Raw genomic sequence first — 19,501 nt, 5'->3', positions numbered from 1 at the left:
CTGAAACTCGCTTTCAGTCTGTCGAAATTTCCAACCGGTTCTAGAAGCGGCGTCCAACGACGTCAAGTTTCGCCGCCCCAGTCCGGTCTTCCCGTTACGAGCGGAGTACACATGCCAGAAGTCATTTTCAACGGCCCTGCCGGACGCCTCGAAGGTCGCTATCAGCCTTCCAAAGAAAAGAATGCTCCAATCGCGCTTATCCTTCATCCACATCCGCAGTTCGGCGGAACGATGAACAACAAGATCGTCTACGACCTCTTCTACATGTTCCAGCAGCGCGGCTTCACCACGTTGCGCTTCAATTTCCGTGGCATTGGCCGCAGTCAGGGCGAATTCGATCATGGTGCGGGCGAGCTTTCGGACGCTGCAAGCGCACTCGACTGGGTGCAGGCGCTGCATCCGGATTCCAAGACGTGCTGGGTCGCCGGTTACTCGTTCGGTTCATGGATCGGCATGCAGCTCCTGATGCGCCGCCCGGAAATCGAAGGCTTTATTTCGGTTGCGCCGCAGCCGAATACATATGATTTCGCCTTCCTCGCACCCTGCCCTTCGTCCGGTCTCATCATCCATGGCGATCAGGACAAGGTGGCGCCGCCAAAGGATGTGCAGGCTCTGGTCGACAAACTGAAAACCCAGAAGGGTATCACGATCACCCAGACGACGATTCCGGGCGCGAACCACTTCTTCACCGGTCAGGGCGATGAGCTCATCGAGGATTGCGCAGAGTATCTGGATCGCCGCCTTGCAGGCGAACTGGTCGAAGCGCGTCCGAAGCGCCTGCGTTAAGCTTACAAGAAATTCAGCTGTCGTTTTCCAGATTTTCAGCGTCTCATCCGGCGGGTCTCCCGCCGGATTTTTTATGCGATGCTACCATCGCGATCCAATGATTCGTTTTCTCAAATCCATCTCATGAGCGTGACATGCCGGTTTATGCCATTCTTGCTATCGCCATAGTGTCCGAAGTCATCGGAACGCTTAGCCTCAAGGCATCAGAAGGCTTCACACGGCTTGGGCCGTCCTTGATCGTTGTCATCGCTTACGGTCTGGCTTTCTATTTTCTTTCCATGACCTTGAAGAGCATTCCTGTCGGGATCGCCTATGCGGTCTGGTCCGGGATCGGCGTCACGCTCGTGGCCCTGATCGGCTGGCTGGTGTTCGGCCAGAAGCTCGACCTCGCGGCAGTGCTCGGCATGGGATTGATCATTGCCGGTGTTATTGTGCTCAATCTGTTTTCGAACACGGCGCAACACTAGAGCGCGTTTCGGTCTGATTGAATCAGATCTGTGCTCCAACTGTTTTCTGACGCGCATCTTATCCGAAAACCGTTTCACACTTTTCGGGGATGCGCTCAACGAGCAATGAAGCCAAATTACTGGTTCGCAACCCATCAATTCGGGAGTTTCCTTGTTATTGGCGGTTGATTGGTGCTAAAGGCGGACATATCACAGGGGTGCAAGCAGCCGCTTGCGACCAGTTTCAACTTCGCCTTATCAGTCAGGGAAAAGGAATGTCCGGTTTCAAATCCGATTTTCTTCGCACGCTTTCCGAGCGTGGCTTCATTCATCAAATATCCGATGAAAGTGGCCTCGACGAATTGTTGGCCAAGGAAACCGTGACGGCCTATATCGGCTTCGATCCTACGGCTCCAAGCCTTCATGCGGGCGGTCTGATCCAGATCATGATGCTGCACTGGCTCCAGCAGACCGGGCACAAGCCTGTTGCGCTGATGGGCGGCGGCACCGGCATGGTCGGCGATCCGTCCTTCAAGGACGAAGCCCGCAAGCTGATGACCGAAGATACGATTGCCGAGAACATTGCCGGCATCAAGCGCGTCTTCGCCAACTACCTCACCTTTGGTGACAGCGCCACCGATGCCCTGATGGTCAATAATGCCGACTGGCTGCGCAACATCAATTACCTGGAATTCCTGCGCGATGTGGGCCGTCATTTCTCGGTCAATCGCATGCTTTCGTTCGATTCGGTGAAGACGCGCCTCGATCGTGAGCAGTCGCTGTCATTCCTCGAATTCAACTACATGATCCTTCAGGCCTACGATTTTGTGGAACTGAGCAAACGCTACGATCTGCGTCTGCAGATGGGCGGTTCGGATCAGTGGGGCAATATCATCAACGGTATCGATCTCGGTCACCGCATGGGAACCCCGCAGCTTTATGCCCTCACCTCGCCGCTGCTAACGACAGCATCGGGCCAGAAGATGGGCAAGTCGCTTGGCGGCGCAATCTGGCTGAACGCTGAAATGCTGAGCGCCTATGATTTCTGGCAGTACTGGCGCAACACGGAGGACGCCGATGTCGAGCGCTTCCTGAAGCTCTACACGACGCTTCCGCTGGACGAAATTGCCAAGCTGGCGGCGCTCGAAGGCGTCGAAATCAACGAAGCGAAGAAAATCCTCGCGACGGAAGTAACGGCCATGCTCCACGGTCGCGATGCGGCCGAGGAATCCGCAGAAACAGCGCGCAAGACTTTTGAGGATGGCGAACTGTCGGAAAATCTTCCGACAGTCGGCGTTCACAAGGCAACGCTGAACAGCGGCATCGGGGTTTTGGCGCTGATGGTTCTGGCCGAACTCTGCACGACTAATGGCGAAGCGCGCCGTCACGTTGAAGGTGGCGCCGTACGTATCAATGACGAACCAGTCAGCGATCCTCGCATGACCGTAGATGCTGGTGCACTGAACGATCAGGGCGTTATCAAGCTGTCTCTTGGCAAGAAACGCCATGTACTGATCCGCCCGGCATAAAACGGGCGACAACTGAACCAAAAAAAGCCGGGCCTCGCGCCCGGTTTTTTTGTTATCAAAACTCAAAGATTGAGCGGAATATGCCCGGCGCGATGACGGAGATCGGATTGACGACCACCTGCGGCTGCTTGGCGCTGCCAGTAAGCTTGTAAGTGATTCCGATCAAGCCGCGATCGCGACCATTTCCGAGCAGCGCGCCAAAGATGGGTAGTTCGCCGAACAGCCGATTGACACCATAGGCGGGCATGAATGTGCCGGTGATCGACATATTGCCCTGCTTGTCATAGAGCGTTCCCTGGAAGGTCGTGCCGACGGTCGGACCGCGAACGACACCCTTGGACAGGTTCAGATAACCGTTGCCCTTCTCAATCAACGAAAAACCGCGCTCGATATCAACGCGCGAAACATCGATATCCCTTTTTACGGCCTGATTGAGACTTGTGCCGCCGCTTGATGGCGAACTGGAAACGATTTTCGCAAGACGCGGTTCGTTGATGATCGCAAAATTGCGCGCATCGATCTGACCACGCAATGGGCCGTTGCCCTGTGCGGCGAGACCAACCGTGATCTTGCCACCGCGCATTTTGTCGTAGAAATCGAAGAACCGAAGAACCGCTCCTGCATCATTCGATTGCAGCGAAATGGAGCGCGCATCGCCCTGGTCATTGTTCGTTGCCACAAAGGATTCGCCAGACGACGTTACAGCATTGACCGATACGCCCGATACTTTGCTGCCCGCGCTCTCGTAGGAGACAGCGACATTGCTTAAAGCTTCACCGTTAAAGCCGCTGACTGCATCGATCTGAGCGCTCACGACCACGCGCGGATTATTGCTTTTACCGCCGCCGCTGCCCTTCTCGCCAAGGTCGGAAACCTGCTTGATCAGAGCCCGCGCATCGAACTGCGAACCACGCACATTAACCCGATAGCCGCCGCCGCTCTTGGTCGCTTTGACTGCAAGATTATCGTTTCGGTTCAGGCGTATCTCGCTGAAACTCGCCGATTGAAAATCGCCTTTCGCAATGGAAAGATCGCCCTTCGCTCCAAAGGCATCGCCAGAGAAGACAAGATTATTGATGTCCATCTTGCTCTTGTCGTCCGCGCTCTGGACCAGATCGAAGGTTGCCTTCGCCGGTATGCCTGCCCCTTTGCGCCATCCGAGCCATGGCAGATCGATCTGCGTCTTGCCGAGATCGGCTGAAACATGGCGCTTGCCGCCATCATCCATCCCAAGATCAACAGACATGGGGCCGGAGAAGATGGAATTCAAACCGGGAAAGACTGCATCACGGGTCTTGTCGTCGATATCCAGCTTGACCTTCTGCTCGCGCTTGACCGGACCCGAACGATTGACGGGCTCGACCATGCTGATTTTTGCAGGAACACCATCCAGTTTTGCATCGGCAGTAATAATGGCCGCCGACTGATCTACTTTGATACTGCCTGTCGCATCATTGACGGACGATCCGGCTATCGGCTTCGAAATGTCGAGACCGGTGAAGCCAATGTCAGCGTTCCAGCGAAGCGTGCCGGGCGGCGGATCCTTGGAAACGGCAAAGTTTACCTTAACGCGCGACTTCACATCACCGGTCACGTCGCCGGGCAGAAACGGCACATTCTTCAAAACGTCGATAGGCTTGTTCCCGGCAATTTCAGCGATTGCCGATGCCTCACCGGAAACACCGAGATCCAGTTCTGCGATAACCGGCCGTTGTGGCCCCCATGGAATGATGAGCGTGCCGTCAGACACATCAACTTTACGGTTGTTTGGCGTGTAGGCCACGCCTTTCAAAAGTTTGATGGTCGTATAGGCGCCACGAACCGATATCTCACCATCGGCATCGCGCACGGGCGGCAGTTCTCCAACGACATCAAAACGTGTATCGAAAACCTTGAAATCAGCCTTGATTTCGTCACCAGTCAGCGGTGGTGGCAGACCGGGTCCGTTGAAACGACCGCCTGCGAGCGAAATATCGATGCGGCTGTCTTTAAGAGTTCCGCCAAAGAGGTTTTTAAGCACCCATTCGCGTGCGCCATCCGCAACATCGATGGGCCATAGGTGCTTGGCGTCTGCAACCGGCATTTGAGGAATGCGCAGCAGGAAGATCATCTCCGGCGAACCGGCACCGAAGCCCATGCTTCCCTGACCAAAGAGCCGACCGGTTTCCGTCTGCACATCGAGATTGGCAAACTGGATGCGTTGCTGGTCGGCCATATAGCGCCCAGCTATCCGTGTTGCGAAGGATAGCGGCGGATCGGTCGATTCCGATGGCATACTCGTCGCCGAAGTGGTCAGAACCTCGAAGCGATATGTCGGACCGCCCGTATTGTTTTCAGCTTCGGGTTCTGGACCAAATGCTCCGTTGAACTGTGCCTGCATTCCGCCAAGCTGCAGCCGGGACGACTTGATCTCGATCTTGCGGCTTCCTACCGTATGTTCAAGATTAAGGCGAATACCACCACGCACGTCTTCAACCTTGCCGAGCTGCATATCTATGCCGTCGACAGCGAGTTCTGTTGCAAGACGTTCCGGCTGATCGCCATCGGCAGCCGATCCTGTCAAGGACAAGCGTGCCGATGCTTCCAGTTCGAAATGGGCCGGATTGACACGATTGCCATTTATGACGGGAGAAACTTCTGGCGGGGAACCCAATGCAACGGGAATATCGCGGACATTCAGCTCGAAGCCGGCCAGACTGTTGTCACCCGCATGCCGGTCGATCTTGCCATCCAGTGCAATTTTCTTGCCTTTCCAGATGACGCTGCCGGTGATGTCGATCTTCCCACCATTTTCGATGAGGCGGGCCTGTTCGATATCCAGAACCTGCTGTTCATCGCCAACCTTGAATGCAACGGTGCTGTTGAAAATGCCTATGACATGCGTGTCCTGCGCACGCAAAAGCTCCAGACTGCGGCGCATGGCAGCGAAAAGCTCACCCGAAACCGCATCGAAATCGACAATGCCATGTTCGTCGTAAGGCAAGGACTTCCAGAATCCCGGACCTTTCGTTTCTGGCATTTCAAAGGAAACGCCATCCACCTCGAGCTGAGCAACACGTACCTTGCCGGTCAAAAGCGGCAACGGCGCCAGCCCCAGGCGCACAGATTTGATTCCTCTGATTTCGACGCCCTGTTTCGGATCAGCGATCGATACATCACGGGCTTCGAGCGCAACGTGACTATCCTGATCCAGCGATAGCGCCGCACTCCCGATGGAGGCGGACGCACCTTCACCGAGAATATGCGTCAGGCTTTTCTGTGCTTCGTCACGCAGAAGATTGCTATCGACACCGCTGCGAAGGATGACAAAACCGGCACCTACTATGAGAACCAGAAGGATACAGATCGACAAAATCGCATGGGAACAGCGCGATAAAAAAGAACGGCTCGGACGGGCCGGGCCGGGCAAAAAGCCACCCTCGCCGTCAGCGGCGAGACGCTCGATTCTTTTCATGTCCCGCTTGCTGAAGCGGATCTTCTGCGGTTTCTCTGTCAACAACCCAGCCAGAAAAAGAGTGCCATTCCATACGACCCTTCAGAGTTTACTTCATTAAGTGATCGTAATTATCTGTTTTATAATTGCTTCCTGTCCGCATCGCATACATGCATAGGCAGCCTTGCGCCTTTCAACCGACATCGCGGTGACGCCAGCATCAATGGTTGCACAAGCCCTGCCTGAATGCGATAGCTCAGACTGTAACAGGTGGTTTCCATCCTAATCCATAAAAGAAAGGCGCAGATATGGCTCATCCCCAAGTTGGCGATCCGGCACCCGATTTCACTCTGCCTTCGGATAATGGCGAAATCTCCCTGTCGTCTCTCAAAGGCAAGCCGGTTGTCATCTACTTCTATCCGAAAGACGACACGTCCGGCTGCACCAAGGAAGCGATTGCTTTCTCGCTGCTGAAGCCGGAGTTCGACAAGGTCGGCGTTCGCGTCATCGGTCTTTCTCCCGATAGCGCGACGAAACATGCAAAATTTCGCAAGAAGCACGATCTGACCGTCGACCTTGCTGCCGATGAAGATCGTGTAGCGCTCGAAGCCTATGGCGTGTGGGTTGAAAAAAGCATGTATGGCCGCAAATATATGGGCGTGGAACGCACGACATTCCTGATCGATGCAGAAGGACGCATCGCTCAAGTCTGGAACAAGGTCAAAGTCGACGGCCATGCCGGGGCGGTTCTGGACGCCGCACGCGCGCTTTGAGCGATGACACGCAAGCCATCATACGACCAGACACTGCGCGGTAATGCCATCCGCGCCATATCCGCCAGCGATCTCGACGAAAAGGTCAGGCTGACGCGAGATACCGCTGCTCGCTGGTTCGGTCGCACGTTGTCGGTTCGCAGCCCTCTCGATCCGCCTTTGCCTGAGCGTCCCGGACGCCCTGAAAAGCCGGAACTCGTGCCTCCCCGCATGTTGAAAAAGCGGTCGCTCAACACGGAACACGGGCGCATTGCGCTGATGCACGCGCTCGCCCATATCGAACTGAACGCCATCGATCTTGCGCTCGACATCGTTGCCCGTTTTGCGGCCAAACCAATACCGCGCAGTTTCTTCGATGGCTGGATGAAAGTCGCCGACGACGAAGCGCGGCATTTCACGCTGCTGCGTGATCGTCTCAAATCACTTGGCGCAGACTATGGCGATATGCCTGCCCACGATGGGCTTTGGCAGTCTGCTCACCAGACCCGCAACGATCTAGAGGCCCGTCTCGCTGTCGTGCCGCTCATACTCGAGGCGCGCGGGCTCGATGTCACGCCATCTCTGCTTGAGAAGATGATCGAAACCGGCGACCACGAGACTGCAGCAATTCTTGACGTCATCTACAATGACGAGAAAACCCATGTCGCTGTTGGCGCTAAATGGTTTCGTTTCTTCTGCGCCCGAAACAAAATCGATCCGGCAGCGCGATTTCGCGAACTGGTTCGCGCCAATTTCCGTGGCGAACTCAAACCACCGTTCAATGAACTGGCACGTGCCGAAGCTGGGCTGACGCCGTCTTTCTACCGCTCTTTATCACCGGTATCCATCTAGTCGTTTCTTTAAACTCTTCAGTAAAAACAAAACTGCTCGCATGGCCCGCGCAAGCCTCGAATGTAAAGGTCTGTTAACCCTAATAAGTTGTAATCAAACAAGGGAATCGAGAAGGGGCATGCGGCTGGCATGACTGGGAATCAGGCAAAGACATCGACGAAAAAGGTGTTCGGAGAGCGCAAGGAACTGCCTGTCCTGATTATTGCGCGCGGCGAAAAGATCAGCCATTTCACATTTCGTCCATGGATGGCCGCTCTTGGGGGTGCTGCGTTTCTGGCGCTTTCGGCCGGGTATCTGGGAGCAACTGCCTATCTGGTGCTTCGCGACGACCTGATGAGCGCCGGTATTGCGCGCCATGCCCGCAACCAGCAGCTCTATGAGGACCGCATTTCAGCCCTTCGCACCGAGGTTGATCGCATCACCAGCCGTCAAATGCTCGATCAGCAGGTGATGGAGAACAAGGTCGCCGAACTGATGCAGCGCCAGCAAACGCTGAATGCGCGCGACGGAAAACTCGCACCTCTGCTGGAACGAGCTTCGCAATTGCAGCCAATGCCGGAAATGCCGGCGGAAGGCGTGCCTGATCAGGAGCAGCATAGCCAGCTTATCCCCGATGACGCGCTGGCAGGACGTGAATATCCAGGTGTAGACCCGATCATTACCGGTCCCGTACCCGGAAAGACACCTGCAGGAAAGCCTGATCGCCGCGCCGATGCCGGCTCCATAGGGCTGCGTCTTTCTGGCGGACTTTCGGGTGAATCGACACTTGAGACTTCCGACAAGATATTGGCCACGATCACCCAGAACCTTCATCGCATCGAAAGCGAGCAGAATGGCAAGGTGCGTGTTCTGGCTGACGCCGCCTATGAAAAGGCCGACAGCATCCTCGATACTTTGAACGCCGCCGGGCTGCGTATCGAAACGCCTGCCGATGCGGCTGTTGCAATGGGCGGGCCGCTTATCCCGGTTTCGTCGCCCGGTATGGTGGTCAATGATTTCGACATGCAATTGCGCAATCTCGACAGCGCGCTTGATCGGCTTGATCAGGTACGCAAACGCGTAAGCGCCCTGCCCCTGGCCAATCCGGCTCCGGGCAAACCCGTTACCAGCCTGTTCGGCGTGCGCCGTGATCCATTTCTAGGTACGGCTGCGTTTCATTCCGGTATCGACTTTCGTGCGGCATACGGTCAGACGGTGAAGTCCACCGCAGCGGGCAAGGTTGTAAAGGCAGGTCGCTTTGGCGGATATGGCAATATGGTCGAAATTGATCATGGTAATGGATTCTCGACCCGTTTTGCCCATCTGAGCCGCGTTCTGGTACGCGACGGTCAACAGGTTGCCGCGGGAGTCATTGTCGGCGAGGCAGGAAGTTCCGGACGTTCCACCGGCAGTCATCTGCACTATGAAGTCCGCGAAAACGGCCGGGCGATCAATCCGGTCAATTTCCTCAAGGCAGGCAAACAGATAGAACCATTGCTCTGAGCCTCTGAAACGAGAAAACCCGGCCAAAGGCCGGGTTTCGCTTTCTGTACGCATGTTTGCGAATGATCAGTCGATATCGTCGATCATTTCGCCGCCACCCTGAATTCGGTGGGCAAGTGCGGCTTCCATGAACGGCGTAACAGAGCCATCCAGCACTTCCTGGGGGTTGGTGCTTTCAACGCCGGTACGCAGATCCTTGACGAGCTGATAAGGCTGCAGGACGTAGGAGCGAATCTGGTGTCCCCAACCGATTTCGGTCTTGGTGGCATTCGCCGCATCCGTCGCTGCTTCGCGCTTTTTCAGTTCCTCTTCATAGAGGCGAGCGCGCAGCATCGACCAAGCCTTTTCGCGGTTCTTGTGCTGTGAGCGTTCCGCCTGACACTGCACCACGATTCCGGTCGCAATATGTGTGATACGCACTGCCGAATCGGTGGTGTTGACGTGCTGGCCGCCCGCGCCCGAAGCGCGGTAGGTATCGATGCGAACATCCGCTTCCGTAACCTGCACATCGATATTGTCATCGATGACAGGATAAACCCAGATGCTGGCAAAGGACGTATGACGGCGGGCGTTGGAATCATAGGGCGAAATTCGCACCAGGCGATGGACGCCCGATTCGGTCTTCATCATGCCGTATGAATTGTGCCCCTTGACGAGAATGGTCGCGGACTTGATGCCCGCTTCTTCGCCTTCGTGCACTTCCATCACTTCGACCTTGCGGCCGTTACGCTCGGCCCAGCGCGTATACATGCGCAGGAGCATCGACGCCCAGTCCTGGCTTTCCGTACCACCAGCACCGGCATGCACTTCGACATAGGTGTCGTTCGCGTCGGCTTCGCCCGACAACAGCATATCGATCTGGCGACGGTCGATCTCTTGCTTCAGTTCGCGGATGGTGTTTTCCGCATCCTGAATGATCGACTTGTCGTCCTCTTCTTCGCCCATGGCGATAAGTTCGATGCTGTCGTTCAGCGTCTGCTTCAGATGGTTGATGCCATTGATGCTATCTTCCAGTTGCTGGCGCTCGCGCATCAGCTTTTGGGCTTCCTGGGCATCATTCCAAAGCGTGGGATCTTCGGCTCTCTGATTGAGATAGCCGAGACGTTTTATCGCCTGATCCCAGTCAAAGATGCCTCCTCAGCAGGCTTATGGCCTGCTGGATTTCGTCAACCAGCGTCTCGATTTCCGCGCGCATGGGCAAATCGTTCCTTCATTATCATTCTATTTATTTGAGAAGCTGAACCGGTCGTTACGAGGCCCAGACTTTCGGGCATGGACGAATAGCCCAAGCGCCGCGGACCATAGTCAGCACGCGGCGCGGTGTAAAGGGCAAAGCCCTGCTTTCCCGGTCAGTAAAGTCCGCCAGATCCCGAGTTGATCGCACGTGTTGCCTGCGGCGACTGTGGTGCAACCGGAGAACCTTCGCGGAAGGAATCCATACCGATAACCGAATAGCTGTCCGATGGACCCGTCCCCGGTTTGAACGCTTCCATGATCACATTCGGATCGCCCTGATTGGCGCGCATGCCGGTTTTGCGGTTGATAGCGATGACCGTCATGCCTTCCGGTACGCGGAAATCGACTTTCGGCGTCCCGACCAGAGCCTGTTCCATGAACGACTTGAACACAGGCGCTGCCAGACCACCACCGGTATTGCCGCGACCGAGCGGCGTCGGCGTATCGTAACCCATGAAGACGCCGACTACGAGATCGGGCGTGAAGCCGACAAACCAGGCATCCTTTTCGTCGTTTGTCGTACCGGTCTTGCCAGCCATCGGACGGTCGAGGCTCTTCAAGATCTGCGCTGTACCGCGCTGAACGACGCCTTCCATCATCGAGGTGATCTGATAGGCGGTCATCGGATCAAGTACCTGATCGCGATTGTCGATCAGCGTCGGCTCATCCTGATTTGCCCAATCCTGTGCATTGCAGCCCTCGCACTGGCGGGCATCGTGCTTGAAGACCGTCTTGCCGTAGCGGTCCTGAATGCGGTCGATCATCGACGGCGTTATGCTCTGGCCGCCATTCGCAATGATGGAATATGCGGTCACCATGCGCAGAACAGTCGTTTCGCCGGCACCAAGCGCCATCGAAAGAACCGGCAGCATCTTGTCGTAGATACCGAAGCGTTCGGCATATTCGGCTACAAGTTTCATGCCCATGTCCTGTGCAAGACGCACAGTCATGACGTTACGCGACTGTTCGATACCGTAGCGCAGCGTAGAAGGACCGGAGAACTTGCCGGAATAATTCTTCGGCGCCCAGACGCCGAGCGTACCACCCTGATTGACTTCCAGCGGGCCGTCCAGAACAACGGAAGCAGGCGTATAGCCATTGTCGAGAGCCGCAGCATAAACAAACGGCTTGAACGAAGAACCGGGCTGACGATAGGCCTGTGTTGCGCGGTTGAATTCCGATTCCGCATAGGAGAAACCGCCAACCATGGCCAGAACACGGCCAGTATGCGGGTCCATGGCAACGAGCGCACCTTCAAGCTTCGGCGGCTGCTGGAGACGGAAACGGGAATCACCTTCCTTGGAGACATAGACAATGTCTCCCGCCTTCAGAACGCCTTCCGGCGACTTGGCGCTAGTGCGCTTGCCACCAATATTCACGACACGCATGGCCCACTTCATATCGTCAGCGGCGATGAATGCGCGCTTGCGCTCCTTGCTGCGCGAGCCTGATGCCTCAAGCGGCGGCTGCAGACCAATATCTGCGCCAGCGGCAGAAACATTGAGCACGATCGCAAGCTGCCATTCCGGCACGTCCGCGTAGGACTGCATGTCACCGAAGGCCGTACCCCAGTCATTGCCAAGCTCGACATTCTTCATGGGACCGCGCCAGCCACGCGCCTCATCATAACGAAGCAATGCCGCCTGCAGGGACTTGCGAGCCTCGACCTGCAAGGTCGGGTTCAGCGTGGTGCGAACAGAAAGACCGCCTTCGTAAAGCGCATCGACACCGTATTTCTGGATGATCTGGCGGCGCACTTCCTCGGTGAAATATTCCGACGCGAACACATAATGGGCGTCTGAACGTTCCTTCACACCGAGCGGCTGCTTCTTGGCTTCCGTCGCTTCTTCGGCGGTGATGTAGCCGTTTTCGCTCATCCGGTCGATCACCCAGTTGCGGCGCTCGATAGCGCGCTCGGGCTGGCGGAAAGGATGGTAGTTGTTCGGACCTTTCGGCAGGGCTGCGAGATAAGCGCTCTCTGCGATGGAAAGTTCACCGACCGATTTGTCGAAATAGGTCAAAGCAGCGCTGGCAATACCGTAGGAACCAAGACCGAAGAAGATTTCGTTGAGATAGAGCTCGAGAATGCGGTCCTTCGAGTAGGCCTGCTCGATGCGCATCGCCAGGATGGCTTCCTTGATCTTGCGATCATAGGTCTGCTTGGACGTCAGAAGAAAGTTCTTCGCAACCTGCTGCGTGATCGTGGATGCGCCAACCGGGCGACGACCAGAGCCCATATTCTTGACGTTCGTTATCATGGCGCGGGCGAGACCCGCAAAATCGAGACCATGATGTTCGTAGAAGGTCTTGTCTTCAGCCGAAACGAAAGCGGCTTTCACACGGTTCGGCACGGCCTGAATAGGAATATAAAGACGGCGCTCGCGCGCGAATTCCGACATCAGACTACCGTCCGAGGCGTGAACACGCGTCATGACGGGCGGCTCGTATTTTGCGAGCACCTCGTAATCTGGCAAATCCTTCGTGAGACTTCCGACGTAAAGGGCGACGCCACCTGCCACGAGGAGCATCAGCACCGTTCCGATCCCGAAGAAATATCCGATAAGCCTTACCATAAATGCGGAATCCTGCCTTCAGATTATTCACATGATAAGGGTCAAAGCACGAACAGCCAACCCTTTAACCCAATTATGCCGTATGGCAACTACTGGCTTAGTGACCAGCAAATGAGTCAAAGGCAAGATGGTTTACGTGTTTTTACCAATTTAACGCGGTCACTTTCGTCTGCACGACGAAAATCCACAAAACTGTTGCAAGCATGCATCTTATAAGCTGAAGTGCATGTAACTCCAAGTGGGACATCTCCACTTTTCAGGTCCCTACCCTTTGCTCACGCTTGCGGGATGCTTCAAGGCTTCAAAAGCCCTGATCGCAATCGCCAGCCGGTCTGCAAGCTTCTTGCGCCATTCAGGATTGCTGATCAGCTTTTCGTCCTCGGCATTGGACAAATATCCAATTTCGATCAAGACGGACGGCACATCCGGCGCACGCAGCACCTGAAAACCGGCAAAGCGATGCGGATTATTGATGAGATTCACTTGTCCTTGCAGCGAATGAATCACCTTCTCGGCAAAGCTCAGCGAGAATGTATGCGTTTCGCGTCTCGTCAGATCGAGAAGAATGTCGGTGACCTCGGGCTGCTCCTCAGGCGCCGCACCTGCAAGGGTGTCAGACTTGTTTTCACGCTCAGCCATGGCGCGCGCAACGGAGTCCGATGCCTTGTCGGAAATTGTGTAGACCGTCGCACCGCGAATATCATGCTGATTGATCGTATCGGCGTGGATGGAAATGAACAAATCCGCTTCGTGCTGACGCGCAATCCGCACCCGTTCTGAAAGTCGCAAGAAGGTGTCGTCATCACGCGTCATGAGAACTTTGATATTCTTGTCCTGCGCCAGACGATCTCTGAGCTCCTGTCCGAAAGCGAGGGTCAGGTCTTTTTCCTTGATGCCGCTCAGGCTTTCCGCACCGCTATCGATACCACCGTGACCGGGATCGATCATAACGGTAAACGGACGCGTGGCAGGCGTGCTCTGGGATGCGGCCTGAACAGGCTTTTCACTGCGATCCGTGGAACTTGTTATTTCCTCGCGCCCCTTGAGCTGATCTGCAAATTCGCGATCCGAAGTCGCAACGATATCGGCCACAAGGCGATAGCCCGATGCGCTGTCATTTTTCAGAACACGGAGATCCTCGACCTTGAACGGACCGCGTAATGTCAGGATGAGGCGTGAACGACCCTTGCCCACCAGCCCGTAACGAACTCGGGATACCAGTCCTCGGGCTTCGAGACTTTTTTCATCAAAACCAAACCGCGTCTCAGGCAGGTCGACAACCAGACGATGTGGATTATCCAGAAGCAGGGTCGACAGCTTTGGCTCCTGATCGAACATGACAACAATGCGCGTTCGCAGATCGTCGCCGGCCATCCGGAAAGTCAGTGCTGATAATGGAGACGTCACGCGATCAGCAGCGGAAACAGATACAGCCTGCAACAGCAAAATCGACAAGAGAGCGAACAACGCCAGAAGGCATCGCAAACTCGCCAATCGTGTCATAGCGTTTTCAGCGTATCGAAAATGCATCGGCTGCCACAATCAAGAACATCATTGAATGACTGGTATCAATAATTGCGATACCGGCACGCTTGCCCCTGCACCATCTCGCCCGAATACCCATTAAAACACTCGTACAAAACTACAGTTAAGGAAGGATTTCCAGCCGTATTTCGACCTTGAACAGGGCCTATACTCAGCTTTCGGCGAAATTGCGATGCGAATGTCAAATGATATTCGCACTTGTCATCGTTCAAACGACGCCATAAAAGCTATGAAAGGTTTTGGGTGAACTATCAGAATCGTTTGCCGGTTCTCAAAATGAACCGCAAGGAATGATAGTGAAAACAGCGGCATATTCATTCGTCGCCCCCGATAACCAGTACAGAATTCAGCGGAGATGTGGCTCCCCCGCCCTCCGTTTCTATCGGCCGACTGCGCATCTTTACGCGCTGTCGCCAACGCTCGAAAAGAGCACAGAGGTCGGCCCGGCTTTTCCGGGTCATATATGAGGTCGTTTCGTTCGGAACAGCTATGGGTCAAGCAAGACTGACCACTGCAAGCCTGAAGACCGTGATCGCCACGAGGCCGTCGCGCGCGGAGGCAGCAGCTTTTTTTCCGACGAACCCAGAACCATCCGGCAGATGCAACGCAGTGAGCACGACAGCCCTCAGGGTTTCGTCCGGCGCACGCGTTTTGCGTCTTGGCGCCGGCAGGAAAGACAATAATGTCCAACAAAATGCTTATAGATGCCTCCCACCCGGAGGAGACCCGGGTTATCGTCACTCGGGGCAACAAGATTGAAGAATTCGACTTTGAGTCGGAACACAAGAAGCAGCTGAAAGGCAATATCTACCTCGCACGCGTTACCCGCGTCGAACCTTCGCTTCAGGCTGCGTTCGTGGAATATGGTGGCAATCGCCATGGCTTCCTCGCATTCTCGGAAATCCACCCTGACTACTACCAGATCCCGGTAGCAGATCGTCTTGCGCTGCTCGAAGCGGAAGCTAAGGCCGCACGCGCCGAAGACGATGAGGACGAACCGCGCGCCAAGAGTGAACGAAGCGAGCGCAGCGACCGGAACGATCGTTCGCGCCGCAACCGTCGTCGCGGTCGTCGTGACGGCCAGAATGGCGACGCGCAGGCCAATGCAGCCGACAAGGGATTGCCTGCAGCCGAGCCCGTCGGCCCGGCTTTTGAGAATTACGTGCCCGGCACACCGGCCATGGCTCTTTCGCAGAAAAGCGATGTGATCTCCGAAGCCCTCGATAACGGCGACGAGGACGACATCGAACATGAAGAGGACATGGTCGAATCTGTTGGTTCGGAAGATGCACTTGAGGAGCTTCCGACGCCTGCCCGTACCAATCGCCGCCAGTACAACATTCAGGAAGTGATCAAGCGTCGCCAGATTCTTCTGGTGCAGGTGGTCAAGGAAGAGCGCGGCAACAAGGGCGCTGCTCTTACGACCTATCTTTCGCTTGCCGGACGCTATTCGGTTTTGATGCCGAACACCGCGCGTGGCGGCGGCATTTCCCGCAAGATCACCCAACCGCAGGATCGCAAGCGCCTGAAGGAAATCGTCAAGGAACTCGAAGTGCCGCAGGGCATGGGCGTGATCCTGCGTACCGCTGGCGCCAATCGCACCAAGGCGGAAGTCAAGCGCGACTACGAATATCTGATGCGCCTTTGGGAAAATGTCCGCACGCTGACCTTGCAGTCGACAGCACCTTCCCTCGTCTATGAAGAAGGCAGCCTGATCAAGCGCTCGATCCGCGACCTTTATAACAAGGACATCACGGAAATCCTCGTTTCCGGCGAGAACGGCTATCGCGAGGCCAAGGACTTCATGCGCATGCTCATGCCGAGCCATGCCAAGGTGGTCCAGCCTTATCGTGAACAAGTGCCGATTTTCACACGCAACGGCGTCGAAGCCCAGCTCGACCGCATGCTGCTGCCGCAGGTGACGCTGAAATCGGGCGGCTATCTGATAATCAACCAGACCGAAGCGCTGGTTGCCATCGATGTCAACTCCGGTCGCTCGACGCGCGAACATTCCATCGAAGACACCGCGCTCCAGACCAATCTGGAAGCAGCCGAGGAAGTGGCGCGCCAGCTGCGCCTGCGCGACCTGGCCGGGCTGATCGTCGTCGACTTCATCGACATGGAAGAAAAGCGCAACAATCGCGCTGTCGAAAAGAAGATGAAGGATTGCCTGAAGGACGACCGCGCCCGCATTCAGGTTGGCCGCATCTCGCATTTCGGCCTACTGGAAATGTCGCGCCAGCGTATTCGCGCATCGGTGCTGGAAAGCACGATGCAGGTGTGCCAGCATTGCGGCGGCACTGGCCATGTCCGCTCGGATTCGTCGATGGCGCTGCATATCATTCGCGGCATCGAAGATTATCTGCTGCGTCATTCGGGCTTTGACATCAATGTTCGCACGCCAGCGGCTTCGGCGCTTTATGTGCTGAACCACAAGCGTCAGTTGCTGGCGGATCTGGAAGGCCGCTTCGGCGTTGCCATCAGCATCGACGCCGACGAAAGCGTCGGCCATCAGCATTTCGTTATCGACAAGGGCGCGGCGTCGACACGGCCTATCACTCAGCCTCCGGTTCAGCCGATGGCCTATATTGAAGACGATATCGAAGACCCGGAAATCCCGGTCGATGAGGACGAAGCCGAAGAAGAAGCGACGGCTGACGTTCAGGCTCGCGAAGATCGTGGTGACGAAGGTGATCGCAAGCGTCGCCGCCGTCGTCGTCGTCGCGGCGGTCGTGATCGCGAGAACCCGGAACAGGCTGCAAAGACCGATTCCGTTTCGGAAGATGCCTCCGACGAAGACGATGACGCCGATGACGCGCAGGAATCATCTTCGAATGCTTCGCTGAGCGAAGAAGATCGCCGCAAGAAGCGTCGCCGCGGTCGCCGGGGCGGACGCAAGAATCGTCGCGACGACGAACCGCGTGCACGCAAGGTTCCAGATCCGGAGTTCGTCGGTTACACGCCGGTTCTGCCGGTTAAAGCTGAGGAAGCTGTTGTCGAAGCAGTTGCATCGGTAGCGGTGGAACAAGCAGCTGAAGTTGCTGTTCCGGCTATTGAAGCAACAGCCGAGGAAAAGCCTGCCAAGACTGCCCGCAAGCCCCGCGCTCGCAAGTCTGCGAAGACTGAAGAAGCGGCTGAGGACGTCGTAGCTGCTGTAGCAGAGGAAAAGCCTGCCAAGCCTGCGCGCAAGACCCGTAGCCGCAAGAAGGTTGCCGAAGAAGCTCCTGCTGAACCGGTAGCGGTCGCCGATGAGGCAGAAGCAGAAGCGGAGAAGCCAAAGCGGCGTACCCGCAGAGCTGCTGCGAAACCAGCTGTCGAAGTCGAAGAGACGGTAGCCGTCGAAGCAGAAGTAGCAACGATTGCCGAACCGCAGAAAAGCGCTGAGCCCGTTGTGACTTCAAGCGAGAGCGAAGACCAGAAGCCCAAGCGTGCTGGCTGGTGGCAGAAGAAGGGTTTCTTCTGAGATCTGTTTCATGATTGAAATGAAAAAACCGGCGGAAACGCCGGTTTTTCTTTATCTTTCGATATTGGTAAATGGTTGGACGAAACCGGAACCGGCTCAGGCTTTCTGTTGTGGCAGCCAGCCTTCAAGGCGACGAACAGCCTCTTCCATTTCTTCGATCTTGCCAGCATAGGAAAATCGCATAGTGCGATGTCCATCCAGCGGGTCGAAATCGCGTCCCGGTGTTGCTGCTATATTGATTTCGGCAATCATGCGGCGAGCAAATTCCAAACTGTCATTGGTGAAACGCGAAACGTCGCAATAGGCATAGAATGCGCCATCCATCGGTGCAGCCAGGCTGAGACCCATGCGTGGAAGATGATCCCGCAGGATCAGCCGGTTCTGACGATAGCGATCCTTTACCCGCTCAAGTTCCGCCGTTGCATGGAAGGCTTCGATGGCAGCGCGCTGCGAAAGCTCCGGTGCGGAGATATAAAGGCTCTGGCTCAGTCGCTCGATTGCACGGATATCGTCTTCGGGCAGAACCATCCAGCCAATACGCCAGCCGGTCATGCAGTAGTATTTGGAGAACGAGTTGATGACCGTCACATCATCGGAAATCTCCAACGCCGTGACATCGTCCGTTTCATAGGAAAGCCGATGATAGATTTCGTCTGAAATGACCCGAATGCCAAGTTCATTCGCCGTTTCGATGATCGTTTTCAGTTCCGGCTTGTCGATGATCGCGCCGGTCGGATTGGCCGGGCTTGCAAACAATACCCCTTTCAGGGGCTTCTCGGCATGTGCCGCAGCAAGCGCTTCAGCAGTCAGTGACGACGATGTTCCATTGCCGGTCGGTATTTCCACAACCTCAAGGCCTAGCGCCGTCAATATATTGCGATAGGCGGGGTAGCCGGGACGGGTAATAGCAACCCTGTCGCCCGGATCGAAATAGACCACAAAGGCCAGATTGAATGCAGCAGACGAGCCAGTCGTGACGGCAACACGTTCCGGTGAGACCGAAACACCGTAATGATCGGCATAATGCCCAGCAATGGCCTCTCTCAGTTCAATCAGCCCCAGAGCGTCAGTGTAACCAATGCGACCGTCCTTCAAGGCACGTTCAGCGGCTTCTCGAACGACCACCGGTGCCGGATCCGCAGGCTGGCCTACCGCCATGGAAATAATCGGGTGCCCGGCTGCGCGACGACGGTTTGCCTCAGCCAAAACGTCCATAGCGTGAAAGGGCTCGACCGCACTGCGGCTGGAAAGAGTGACCAACTTTACCTCCAGAAACTTGCGAGTTTCGCATTCTACATCCGCCGTATAATCGCCGGATTGGTAAAGCAACAGCACTTTACGAGAAATTACGACCAAATCCCGAGATGGAGATTATGTCTCGCCTGCCTATCGATGATTGAATGC

The 19,501-nt window shown here is 55.8% G+C and carries 13 protein-coding genes; 7 read left to right on the top strand and 6 right to left on the bottom strand.

What is annotated here, in order from left to right:
• Window positions 1-111 precede the first annotated feature (111 nt).
• The 3 genes from AC1RHM_RS00325 to tyrS all read left to right on the top strand — a co-directional run bounded on the left by AC1RHM_RS00325 (window position 112) and on the right by tyrS (window position 2,761).
• Window positions 112-786, top strand: coding sequence for an alpha/beta hydrolase (locus AC1RHM_RS00325; RefSeq protein WP_010661280.1), 675 nt, complete (start codon window positions 112-114; stop codon window positions 784-786).
• A 134-nt stretch (window positions 787-920) separates the two neighbouring features.
• Entirely contained in the window at window positions 921-1,253 is a 333-nt protein-coding gene (locus tag AC1RHM_RS00320; RefSeq protein WP_105529028.1) for a DMT family transporter, read from the top strand.
• A 254-nt stretch (window positions 1,254-1,507) separates the two neighbouring features.
• Complete coding sequence (tyrS, locus tag AC1RHM_RS00315; protein ID WP_010661278.1) at window positions 1,508-2,761, top strand: tyrosine--tRNA ligase; 1,254 nt, start codon at window positions 1,508-1,510, stop codon at window positions 2,759-2,761.
• Window positions 2,762-2,816: 55 nt separating this feature from the next.
• On the opposite strand, the gene AC1RHM_RS00310 is transcribed toward tyrS, so the two are convergent.
• Window positions 2,817-6,215, bottom strand: coding sequence for an RNA-binding protein (locus AC1RHM_RS00310; RefSeq protein WP_151606722.1), 3,399 nt, complete (start codon window positions 6,213-6,215; stop codon window positions 2,817-2,819).
• A 287-nt stretch (window positions 6,216-6,502) separates the two neighbouring features.
• Between AC1RHM_RS00310 and AC1RHM_RS00305 the strand changes: the two genes are divergently transcribed.
• From AC1RHM_RS00305 to AC1RHM_RS00295, 3 genes are all read left to right on the top strand, one after another.
• On the top strand, window positions 6,503-6,967 hold the full coding sequence (locus AC1RHM_RS00305) for a peroxiredoxin (protein ID WP_105529027.1): 465 nt from the start codon (window positions 6,503-6,505) through the stop codon (window positions 6,965-6,967).
• 3 nt (window positions 6,968-6,970) lie between these two features.
• Window positions 6,971-7,798, top strand: a complete 828-nt coding sequence (locus AC1RHM_RS00300; protein WP_105529026.1) for a ferritin-like domain-containing protein — start codon at window positions 6,971-6,973, stop codon at window positions 7,796-7,798.
• 129 nt (window positions 7,799-7,927) lie between these two features.
• Entirely contained in the window at window positions 7,928-9,280 is a 1,353-nt protein-coding gene (locus tag AC1RHM_RS00295) for a M23 family metallopeptidase (protein ID WP_105529025.1), read from the top strand.
• A gap of 66 nt (window positions 9,281-9,346) precedes the next feature.
• Here AC1RHM_RS00295 and prfB read toward each other — a convergent pair.
• The 4 genes from prfB to AC1RHM_RS00275 form a co-directional block, all read right to left on the bottom strand.
• Window positions 9,347-10,475 (bottom strand): peptide chain release factor 2 gene (gene prfB / locus AC1RHM_RS00290; RefSeq protein WP_105529024.1). Its coding sequence is split into 2 segments (ribosomal slippage): window positions 9,347-10,405 and window positions 10,407-10,475, totalling 1,128 coding nucleotides; the frame shifts between segments, so codons are not numbered across the junction.
• Window positions 10,476-10,629: 154 nt separating this feature from the next.
• Window positions 10,630-13,089: a penicillin-binding protein 1A gene (locus AC1RHM_RS00285; RefSeq protein WP_010661272.1), complete on the bottom strand. Its 2,460-nt coding sequence runs from the start codon at window positions 13,087-13,089 to the stop codon at window positions 10,630-10,632.
• 264 nt (window positions 13,090-13,353) lie between these two features.
• On the bottom strand, window positions 13,354-14,592 hold the full coding sequence (locus tag AC1RHM_RS00280; RefSeq protein ID WP_105529023.1) for an N-acetylmuramoyl-L-alanine amidase: 1,239 nt from the start codon (window positions 14,590-14,592) through the stop codon (window positions 13,354-13,356).
• 536 nt (window positions 14,593-15,128) lie between these two features.
• Complete coding sequence (locus AC1RHM_RS00275) at window positions 15,129-15,314, bottom strand: hypothetical protein (RefSeq protein ID WP_010661270.1); 186 nt, start codon at window positions 15,312-15,314, stop codon at window positions 15,129-15,131.
• Between the two features lie 2 nt (window positions 15,315-15,316).
• Between AC1RHM_RS00275 and AC1RHM_RS00270 the strand changes: the two genes are divergently transcribed.
• The gene (locus AC1RHM_RS00270; protein ID WP_151577017.1) at window positions 15,317-18,097 is read left to right on the top strand and encodes an Rne/Rng family ribonuclease; all 2,781 of its coding nucleotides are present in this window, start codon (window positions 15,317-15,319) and stop codon (window positions 18,095-18,097) included.
• A gap of 96 nt (window positions 18,098-18,193) precedes the next feature.
• On the opposite strand, the gene AC1RHM_RS00265 is transcribed toward AC1RHM_RS00270, so the two are convergent.
• Window positions 18,194-19,357, bottom strand: a complete 1,164-nt coding sequence (locus AC1RHM_RS00265) for a pyridoxal phosphate-dependent aminotransferase (protein ID WP_105529148.1) — start codon at window positions 19,355-19,357, stop codon at window positions 18,194-18,196.
• Between the last annotated feature and the right edge of the window lie 144 nt (window positions 19,358-19,501).

Source organism: Brucella sp. GW823-FHT04E01 (assembly GCF_058796175.1).
This window is presented reverse-complemented; position numbering and strand designations above follow the sequence as displayed.

Excerpts from the sequence above, each read along its gene's own strand:
- AC1RHM_RS00325 (WP_010661280.1), top strand. The coding sequence starts at position 112 with ATGCCAGAAGTCATTTTCAACGGCCCTGCCGGACGCCTCGAAGGTCGC.
- AC1RHM_RS00320 (WP_105529028.1), top strand. The coding sequence starts at position 921 with ATGCCGGTTTATGCCATTCTTGCTATCGCCATAGTGTCCGAAGTCATC.
- tyrS (WP_010661278.1), top strand. The coding sequence starts at position 1,508 with ATGTCCGGTTTCAAATCCGATTTTCTTCGCACGCTTTCCGAGCGTGGC.
- AC1RHM_RS00310 (WP_151606722.1), bottom strand. The coding sequence starts at position 6,215 with ATGAAAAGAATCGAGCGTCTCGCCGCTGACGGCGAGGGTGGCTTTTTG.
- AC1RHM_RS00305 (WP_105529027.1), top strand. The coding sequence starts at position 6,503 with ATGGCTCATCCCCAAGTTGGCGATCCGGCACCCGATTTCACTCTGCCT.
- AC1RHM_RS00300 (WP_105529026.1), top strand. The coding sequence starts at position 6,971 with ATGACACGCAAGCCATCATACGACCAGACACTGCGCGGTAATGCCATC.
- AC1RHM_RS00295 (WP_105529025.1), top strand. The coding sequence starts at position 7,928 with ATGACTGGGAATCAGGCAAAGACATCGACGAAAAAGGTGTTCGGAGAG.
- AC1RHM_RS00285 (WP_010661272.1), bottom strand. The coding sequence starts at position 13,089 with ATGGTAAGGCTTATCGGATATTTCTTCGGGATCGGAACGGTGCTGATG.
- AC1RHM_RS00280 (WP_105529023.1), bottom strand. The coding sequence starts at position 14,592 with ATGACACGATTGGCGAGTTTGCGATGCCTTCTGGCGTTGTTCGCTCTC.
- AC1RHM_RS00270 (WP_151577017.1), top strand. The coding sequence starts at position 15,317 with ATGTCCAACAAAATGCTTATAGATGCCTCCCACCCGGAGGAGACCCGG.